Origin of the sequence: Actinoplanes sp. NPDC023801 (assembly GCF_040639655.1) — a bacterium.
Lineage (GTDB): Bacteria > Actinomycetota > Actinomycetes > Mycobacteriales > Micromonosporaceae > Actinoplanes.
Map to the genome: position 1 here is coordinate 115,408 of NZ_JBFAAI010000025.1, position 8,397 is coordinate 123,804.

Genomic DNA, 8,397 nt, shown 5'->3' on the forward strand with positions numbered 1-8,397 from the left:
GACACCGGTGCCGCTGATGCCGCTGCTGGCGCGGACGCCGGCGCTGCTAATGCAGCTAATGTCACTGCAGGTGATATCCCTGGCACGGCCACGACGGCGGGTGCTGGTGACGCGGGCGCTGCCGGTAACACGGGTGCTGGTGACGCCGGTGCTGGTAACGCGGGTGCCGCTGGTAACGCGGGCGCTGGTGACGCCGGTGCTGCTAATGCTGCTAATGCGGCTAATGTCACTGCGGGTGGTACTCCTGGCACGGCCACGACGGCCGGTGCTGGTAACGCGGGTGCCGCTGGCAACACGGGCGCTGGTGACACCGGCGCTGCCGGTAACACGGGTGCTGGTGACGCCGGTGCTGCTGGTAACACCGGCGCTGCTAACGCGGCTGGTGCCACTGCGGCTGGCACGCCTGCCACGGCCACGACGGCCGGTGCTGGTGACGCGGGCGCTGCTGGTAACACCGGTGCTGCTGGTAACACGGGCGCCGGACCTGGGGGTGGCGGCGGCACTACGCTGGCGGTGACCGGCGTCAGCGGCGGTTCGCCCACGATCGGCGGCTGAACCACATGGATCAACGGCGGCCGGCTGACCCGGTCGCCGTTGATTGCCGACCTGCTGCGGGTCCGCTTCACGGCGCTTGGCATCGAGCTGTTGCCTCTTGCCTGGCAGCTGCCTGCAGCGTGTTGCAGGAGGAGAACGGCTGCACGTTCGTGGTGCCGCGGTGTGGGCACCAGCGCACGCCGGTCAGGATCGTCCAAGCTTTGCGGCGCGCGATCGCCGCGAGCGGTTGTTCGGTTGAACCCGTCGCTCGGCGTCCGCGGACGGAAGTACGGGGCCGGCATCCAGGGCTTGAGCCCCTCGCCAACCGGGTGGCGCCTCTCGACGGCGACGATCCGGCCGGGCGGCCGGAACCGCCCGGCCGGATGCGACCTGCCAATCGCGTCGTGGGTCAGTCGGTGATCCAGATGCCGTAGTCGCGGGTCGCGGTGCCGAAGTCCTGGAATCCCAGGATCGTGTTGTTGCCGACGTACGTGTAGTTGTTGATCCCCTTGGCGATGACGTTGCCGCTGGCCGACGGACCGAAGACGGGGCCGCCGCTGTCGCCGCCGCGCACCGCCGGCCGGCCGTCCACCTGCCGGGCTTCGACGGCGTCTCCCGAGTCGGTGTTGAACTTCTCGACCCGCAGGCCGCAGACCGGGCCGCCGGTGTCGCGTGCCGAGGAGCCCCCGGACTGGCACAGGTACTCACCGGGGAACACCCAGTCCCAGCCTTCGACGGTGGTGACCACGTTGCTGTCCAGGCCACCCACGTACATCAGGTTGTCGGCCCCGCTCGGGGTGTGTACCAGCGCGATGTCGTGGTCGTCGCGGTCGCCGGTGAACGTACCGATGAATTCGCCGGCGCCGTCGCGGATCTGGTCACCGTTGCTGCCGCAGTGGCCGGCGGTCAGGATGAACTCGGCGGAGGAGTTGCGGACCGGGAAGCCGGTGGTGCAGCGGGAGTTGCCGTTGATCTGGTCGGCGCCGCCCTTCCACTGCGGCCAGTCGTCGCGGCGACTGGTCAGGACCTTCGTTCCCTGGTCGACCACCTCGACCGGTACCCCGACCGGCGGGATCCCGGCCGTGGTGAAGCCGTTTCCGCCGGCCAGGTCGACGACCACGCGGCTGCCGTCCACCGCGTACTTGATGCGCGGCTTCTCGGCGGCCAGGGAGGTACGGAGCCGGGCGCCCGCGGCGCGCAGTTCGCGCAGTGAGTGGGTGGCGGTGGCGATCCGGACGGGAGCTTTCCGCCGCGCGGTGTCGACCGCCCGGCGGACCGGGGCGGGCACCGTGCCTTTCCACCAGAGAACGACCCGGTCGTCCTGGAGCTCGAGCCCGGCGTAACCGTGGTTCGTGCCCTGGCCGAGGATGCGGCGGATGGTTCCGGCGGCCTGTACCAGCGGGATCTGCCGGCGTGCCTCGGCGGGGGACTCGAACCTCTGCGCGGTCGGCTGCGGGGTGGCCGGCTGCGCGGCGGCGGGGGCGGGAGCGCCGGTGATGATCAACGCGACGGTGATGCCGAGAGCTGCGGCCAGACGCCTGTTGTCGTTCATACGGTTGCCTCTCCACGCGGGGACGGGTGAGCCATAGATTGACAACACTCTATAAGTAAAGGTTCCTAAAATCAGCTGTCGCGAGCCGTCCGCAGTGCGGCGGCGGTCTCCCGGGCGTCGTAGTCCGGGCCCACGCCCTCGGCCAGGACCACGTTCCCGGCGATGTGGCCGGTCCGCAACGGCAGGATCCTGCGGTACGCCGGAGACGCGTACCAGTCGTGGGCCGACGCCATGTCCGGGAAGGACAGCATGACCAGCGCGCCCGGCCACTCGCCCTCCACGACCTCGACGGCCGAGCCGTGCACGAGGAAGCGGCCGCCGTACGGCTCCATGGTGTCCTGGATCAGCTCGATGTAGGTGAGCACATCGTCGTGACTCGACGGAGTGTGCAGGTGGGCGACGGCGTACGCGGTCATGGTGATCCTCCCGGTTCAGTGGTGCACCCGATCGTGCCGCCGCCACGTAGCGTTGACGATTACCTGCCAGGTAACGGGGCGCCGCCGGAGTACGCATCCACAGTGGTTGGTAGCGTGCCTTGCCGCCCGGCGGGTGTCCGAGCGGCACACACGGGAGGACATATGCGCCGGACCTTGGCGCGCTTAGCCGCAATGACACTGGCCACGGCCGCGGTGGTGGCCGGACCCGCCGCCTCCGCCGCGGCCGTTCCCGATCCGTACGTTTTCACGTCCGCCGATGTCGGATTCAGTGACGGCAGCACCGAGAAGAGCCGCCCGGAGCGGGTCGCGGCGATGGACGAGTACGTCGGCGACAAGAAGCCGATCATCCGCCTGGACCTGCAATGGGACAAGGTGGAGGAGACCGAGGGCGTCTACGACTGGACCAAGCTCGACGACACCGTCGACGTGGCCTACGCCCAGGGCGTCCGCGTGCTGTTGATCCTCGACTACACGCCCCGGTGGGCCAACGGCGGCAAGGGCCCGCAGTGGCTGCCGCTCGACGACGCCGACTGGATCAACATCGTCCGGAAGACCGTCGAGCACTTCGGTCCCAAGGTGCAGGCGTACGAGATCGGCAACGAGCCGAACTACACGCGGTACGCCAGCTTCGGCGACAACCGCCCCGAGACGCGGATGCAGCGGTACTGGAAGATGGTCGAGGTCGCCTACCCGGTGATCGATCAGGCGTGCCCGGACTGCGTGGTGCTGGCGGGCGGCTCCGGCGGCGGCGATCACCACGAGATCGACGGCGTGATCCACAACGACAACGAGGCCCGCGACTGGCTGGAGTACGGCTACCGGACGGGCCAGGCCCGGTTCATGGACGCGCTCGCCTACCACCCGTACGCCGACCACGGCGGTGGCAACCTGCCGTCGTACGCCAAGGATCCCTGTCATGGCACCACCGCCTGGTACCGCTACTGGTCCGGGTACGGCCCCGACGACCCGGCGTGCGGAGGGCTGGCCGCGCTGCGCGACATCATGGTCCGCAACGGGGACGGGCACAAGAAGATCTGGGGCACCGAGTTCGGGTACCCGTCGGCCGGCTGGCGTGAGCCGCAGACGAGGGAACGGGTCCGCGACGCACTGGAGGAGGGCGTGCGGATGTGGCGGTCGCGCCCCTACACCGGGCCGCTGTTCATCTACTCCTTCCAGGACACCGAGAAGGGTCACGAGCAGTGCGTGGACAACCCGCTCAACGGTGAGTGCCACTTCGGCCTGCGCGACAACGAGGGCCGGCCGAAGGAACCGATGTACAGCGACGTGCGAGCAGCGCTGATCGGCGAGAACTGGCTGCCCGCGCTCGCACCGGGCCGCTCGCTGTTCCGCGGCGCGGCGCTGAAGAGTGCGAACGGGCAGTACACCCTGTGGATGCAGGCCGACGGCAACCTGGTGCTCTACGACGTACGCACCGGCACCCCGAAGGTTCTCTGGGGGCAGGGTCAGCAGAAGGCCTACCGGCTGGCCAACCAGCACGACGGCAACCTGGTGCTGTACGACCACAGCGACCGGGTGCTGTGGGCGTCCGGTACCGACCGGCGCGGCGACTCCACGCTCAGGCTGCAGGACGACGGCGCGCTGCTGCTGCAGCCGGCCGGCCAGACCGAGCCCAGCTGGAGCGCGAACGACCTGTTCGCCAGCGGGCTGGAGTCGTTCCAGGCCGGCAACGACTGGACCAGCACCGTCTCGATCGAAGCGCCGGGCGGCGGCCTCCGCAACGTCGGCGGGGTCTGCTGCTCGCTGACCGGGCCGGAGCTGTTCAACGGGGTCAGCCCGACCGGGGCGCACTCCGGCGGCCGGGTGCTGATGTACTCCGGCAAGGACAACAACGCGACGGCGTCGTACGCGTACACGAAGGTGTTCCGGCTGGACACCACCCTCACCGCGACCAGCCGGCTGTCGTACTGGATCTACCCGCAGAGCAACGCCCAGAGCTACGGGTACGCCACCGGCCGCAACAGCACGTGCGTGGCCGTCGACCTCCTGATGCTGGACCCGGCCACCGGTGCACGGCGCAGCCTGCGTGACACCGGGGCCACCGACCAGCGCGGCAACCGGGTGCACCCGGCTTCCCAATGCGGAAAGCTGACCCTGGACGCGTGGAACCACGTCAGCGTCCCGCTGGGTGCGGTCGCCGCCGGCAAGCGGGTCGTGCAGGTGGACATCGGGTACGACCAGCCAGCCGCCACCGGCGGCTACCGCGGCTTCGTCGACGACGTACGCATCACCCGCTGAGGCGATGGACGGCGGGACCCCCCTGTGGGCTCCCGCCGTCCGGCCGTGGTTGTCTCCCGGCAAAGTGCCACCACAGACGTCCGGCCCGTACTTTCCGTGTTCGTAGGAGAACGGTGTGGTCATGAATCGACTCACCAGTATCACGATCGCCGGGCTGGCAGCGAGTGCAGCCGTACTCACTCCGGCCGCCGCCAACGCCTCCGCCGCCGACGCACGGCACCGGTGCACCGCGGCCCGGCCCGCTTCGGACTTCTACGCCGGTGGCCGCATCGCCTCCGTGCCGGTCAGCGACGACAACGCGGCGTGCACCACCATCTCGGTCTCCCATGTCCGGGACGTCCGCCGGCCGGCCGACACCTGCCAGACCTTCCTGGTGGCGATCCTGTCCTCCGACGGGCGTGATCCCACCTACACCGAGCCGGTGCAGGCCTGCTCCCCGAATCCGCGGGTACGCACGGTCCTGGCCACCGGTGTTCCGGCGGGTGTGCAGTTCCGGGTGCTCTACCAGGTCGACTACATCGAGCCGGACACGCAGCGCGTCCGCTACACGGTCTGGCACTGATCCACAGTCCCGCGCTGCGCACGCGCAGCGCGGGACGTACGCCCCGGGATGTGCGACCGCAGTGGACGCCCTAGGCTGCGGACGTGCCGAATCGCCGGGCCACGCGGCTCGTGACCAAGAAGACGTTGGTGGGCGTCTCGCATGCCCTGGAGCATGCGGCGCTGGCCGTGGCCGAGGACGGCCCGATGCTGGTGATCGCCCTCTTCCAGCGGCTGCCCTATTTCGAACGCGAGCGCCGGGTGTACGAACGGATCGCCGGCAGCGCTGACGTCACCGTCGTCGGGCTGACCGCGGAGGCCCCGCCTGATCCGCCGGCCGGGTCGCACGTCGTGCTGCTCGACGGCGGCGAGGCGCTCGCCCGGGAATGGACGCTTGTCGTCCTCACCCCGCGCTTCGGTGCCGTGCTGGTGGCCCACGACCGCGAGCAGGTCACCGCCGAGGCGGACACACTGGAGGCCGGCCGGCTCTTCGACGGGTGGTGGAGCCTGCGCCGCGACGACGCGCTGCACGAGGCGCTGCGCCTTCGGGACGCGCTGGCCGACCGGTTGCCGCCCGCCGCGCACGAGGCGTTCGCCGGTGTCGTGGCGCGCGTGCGCGACCTGCCGTCGGCGGCCGGGGAGAGCCGCGCCGACGCGGTCGTCGGCCTGCTGGTGGAGCAGGCGGAGCGCGCCGGCAGCCGCTTGGCCGCCGTGCGCCGCCAGGTGGCCGCCGCGCAGCAGCAGGCGATGACCGCTGACGATGAGGTCCGGCGGTGGTCGGGGGCGAGCGGGGTCACCGCGTCAGGCACCCTGCCGCTGGCGTTGCTGGCAGTGCGTGTCCCACCGGCCCACCGCCTGCCCGAGCAGACCGGACGCCGGACCGGCGCGCTGCGCAACGAAGGCCTCATCGAGGTGCTGACGACCGTGCTGCGCGACACGGACCGGCTGTCGCGCCTCGGCGAGGACGACTTCCTGCTGATGCTCCCCGCGCTGGCCGCCGACGACGCTGTGAAGATCGCGCACCGGCTGCACGCCGACCTGGCGGCCGCAAGCGTCCACAACCCGTTCCTGTCATCCGCCGCGCATGTCGTCGTCATGGTGACCCGGCGTCGGCCGTTTCCCACGCAACGGCTTCAGGACGCGCTGGAGTGGGCGCAGCGAGAGAACGTACCGGTGGCGACGCTGGGCGATGACTGAGCCGGCAGCGCCCGGCTGCGGACAGCGGCGATGTGAAGTTACCTACCGGCCCGGCGGCGCCGGATCGGCACGGAAGGCACGCCGATAGGCGTGCGGCGTCGTACCGAGCCGCCGGAAGAAGTGGTGGCGCAGGGTTTCCGCGGAGCCGAATCCGGTGCGCACCGCGATGGCGGTGACCGGTTCCTCAGAGTTCTCCAGGTACTGCTGGGCGAGCAGGATCCGCTGGCCGGTGAGCCATTGCAGCGGGGTGGTGCCCACCTCCTGCTGGAACCGGCGGGCGAACGTGCGCGGCGACATGTGCGCGCGCCGGGACATCTGGTCCACGGTGAGCGGCTGGTGCAGGTGGGCGTCCAGCCAGGCCAGCACCGGTGTCAGGCTTCCGCTGCGGCGCCCGGGGTCAGGACGTCTGACGTACTGGGTCTGGCTGCCCTGGCGGTGCGGGGAGGTCACCATGCGCCGGGCGATGTCGTTGGCGACGGCACTGCCCTGCAACTTGCGGACCAGGTGCAGGCAGGTGTCGATGCCGGCGGCGGTGCCCGCCCCGGTGATGACCGGGTCCTCGTCGACGTAGAGGTGATCGGGTTCCACCCGGGTCCGCGGGTAGCGCCGGGCGAGTTCCGCGGCATAGCGCCAGTGGGTGGTGCAGCGGCGGCCGTCGAGCAGTCCGGCTTCGCCGAGCACGAAGGCGCCGGAGCAGATGCTCAGCACCCGGGCGCCGCGGGCGACCGCGGCGCGGAGCGCCTCGTACAGCTGCGGGGGTTGCGGCACATCGGGATCGCTCGCGGGCACCCCGATCAGGTCGGCTGCCTCCAGCCGGTCGAGTCCGTGCGTGGCCTCGACGCGGAAGCCGTGCCGGGTGGACACGAGCGTGCCGGTGGCGGAGACGAGGGCGAAATCGTACGGCGGCAGGCCGTCGTCACTGCGATCCATCCCGAAGATCTCGCAGAACACGCCCAGCTCGAACGCGTGCCCGCCGTCGAGGGCCAGAACGGCGACGTTGGTCAGCATCAGTCTCTCCCGGTGGCAGGAATTCCAGCATAGTGGGCGTTCCTGCCACCTCCGGCGAGGCGCGGGGGCTGGCAGCCTGGTGACGGACCAAATCCGCTTTCCATGACGGGTTCTACTCGGTGCAATGCTCTGGAGACCAGCTGACCCTGTCCGACTATCGATTCAGCGCAACTTTGACGCGAAGCCGCTGATCAGTGGCCACTTCCGGGGGTGGCGGCCAACGCCGTAGCTCCGGTGCTCGATTTGGCTTTCTTCAACCCGTTCGTGTAGGTCAGGGCCCGTCGGCGCCACCCCGGCGGGCGGCTCCCCGGAATTGGCCGCGACCGCGCGAGGGGGCTGACGGCGTAGGTGCCGGCGAGGGCGCCGTCGGGTTCGCCATGGGTGCGGATACGGTCGGCTGCGGCGTTGTTCTTCGCTGGATAACTACGGCCGAGCCCTCCGGGCTGTCAGTTCACTCGCTAGTGTGCTGCCGCTGATTGATCGTCCCGCCGCTCCACCCTCCACCGCGTCCTCCACGGCGATCCGGCAACGGACAGCCGCGAAGCGACGTAGTTCCGAGATCAGGCAGATGCCCTCTGGCCAGCCTTACCGCTAGGTTTCGCAAGATCGTCAGTCGAGAGCCCAGAGCCTAATTGGACCGAGGTGATGCGAGTTCCGCACCACTCAGGAGTTCGTACCGTTGCCGAGGCGGCTGGCCGGTCACCCACCCGCCTCGGCAAGTGCCCGCATGCGCGTACCGCTCTGCCATGCGCGTTGCACGGGGCAGCTCGACTACAGGGGTTGAAAGGCTGAGGTTCGCGTCGTCACGGTAGTTCCGGGTCGAGGGTCATGCCGGTGTTGGCGAAGAAGCCGGCGAGGAGATCGGTTTGTCGC

The 8,397-nt window shown here is 70.2% G+C and carries 7 protein-coding genes; 4 read left to right on the forward strand and 3 right to left on the reverse strand.

The window, feature by feature from the left end; all coding sequences use genetic code 11:
- A partial coding sequence (locus AB0G04_RS33455) for a hypothetical protein (RefSeq protein ID WP_360991077.1) occupies positions 1-517 on the forward strand: 517 nt, incomplete at its 5' end.
- A 426-nt stretch (positions 518-943) separates the two neighbouring features.
- On the opposite strand, the gene AB0G04_RS33460 is transcribed toward AB0G04_RS33455, so the two are convergent.
- Both AB0G04_RS33460 and AB0G04_RS33465 read right to left on the reverse strand, forming a co-directional pair.
- Positions 944-2,086, reverse strand: a complete 1,143-nt coding sequence (locus AB0G04_RS33460) for a peptidase (RefSeq protein ID WP_360991079.1) — start codon at positions 2,084-2,086, stop codon at positions 944-946.
- Between the two features lie 71 nt (positions 2,087-2,157).
- Positions 2,158-2,502 carry a DUF1330 domain-containing protein gene (locus AB0G04_RS33465; protein ID WP_360991082.1) on the reverse strand — a complete coding sequence of 115 codons (345 nt, stop codon included), beginning with the start codon at positions 2,500-2,502 and terminating at the stop codon, positions 2,158-2,160.
- Positions 2,503-2,694: 192 nt separating this feature from the next.
- Here AB0G04_RS33465 and AB0G04_RS33470 point away from each other — a divergent pair, with 192 nt between their 5' ends.
- From AB0G04_RS33470 to AB0G04_RS33480, 3 genes are all read left to right on the forward strand, one after another.
- Complete coding sequence (locus AB0G04_RS33470) at positions 2,695-4,779, forward strand: hypothetical protein (protein WP_360991085.1); 2,085 nt, start codon at positions 2,695-2,697, stop codon at positions 4,777-4,779.
- A gap of 121 nt (positions 4,780-4,900) precedes the next feature.
- Positions 4,901-5,341: a hypothetical protein gene (locus tag AB0G04_RS33475; protein ID WP_360991088.1), complete on the forward strand. Its 441-nt coding sequence runs from the start codon at positions 4,901-4,903 to the stop codon at positions 5,339-5,341.
- A gap of 83 nt (positions 5,342-5,424) precedes the next feature.
- The gene (locus tag AB0G04_RS33480) at positions 5,425-6,516 is read left to right on the forward strand and encodes a DICT sensory domain-containing protein (RefSeq protein ID WP_360991091.1); all 1,092 of its coding nucleotides are present in this window, start codon (positions 5,425-5,427) and stop codon (positions 6,514-6,516) included.
- Positions 6,517-6,558: 42 nt separating this feature from the next.
- Here AB0G04_RS33480 and AB0G04_RS33485 read toward each other — a convergent pair whose 3' ends face one another.
- The gene (locus AB0G04_RS33485; protein ID WP_360991094.1) at positions 6,559-7,524 is read right to left on the reverse strand and encodes a helix-turn-helix domain-containing protein; all 966 of its coding nucleotides are present in this window, start codon (positions 7,522-7,524) and stop codon (positions 6,559-6,561) included.
- Between the last annotated feature and the right edge of the window lie 873 nt (positions 7,525-8,397).

Bases quoted from the DNA above. Each gene is read 5' to 3' on its own strand.
- AB0G04_RS33470 (WP_360991085.1), top strand. From the start codon at position 2,695: ATGACACTGGCCACGGCCGCGGTGGTGGCCGGACCCGCCGCCTCCGCC.
- AB0G04_RS33475 (WP_360991088.1), top strand. From the start codon at position 4,901: ATGAATCGACTCACCAGTATCACGATCGCCGGGCTGGCAGCGAGTGCA.
- AB0G04_RS33465 (WP_360991082.1), bottom strand. From the start codon at position 2,502: ATGACCGCGTACGCCGTCGCCCACCTGCACACTCCGTCGAGTCACGAC.
- AB0G04_RS33460 (WP_360991079.1), bottom strand. From the start codon at position 2,086: ATGAACGACAACAGGCGTCTGGCCGCAGCTCTCGGCATCACCGTCGCG.
- AB0G04_RS33485 (WP_360991094.1), bottom strand. From the start codon at position 7,524: ATGCTGACCAACGTCGCCGTTCTGGCCCTCGACGGCGGGCACGCGTTC.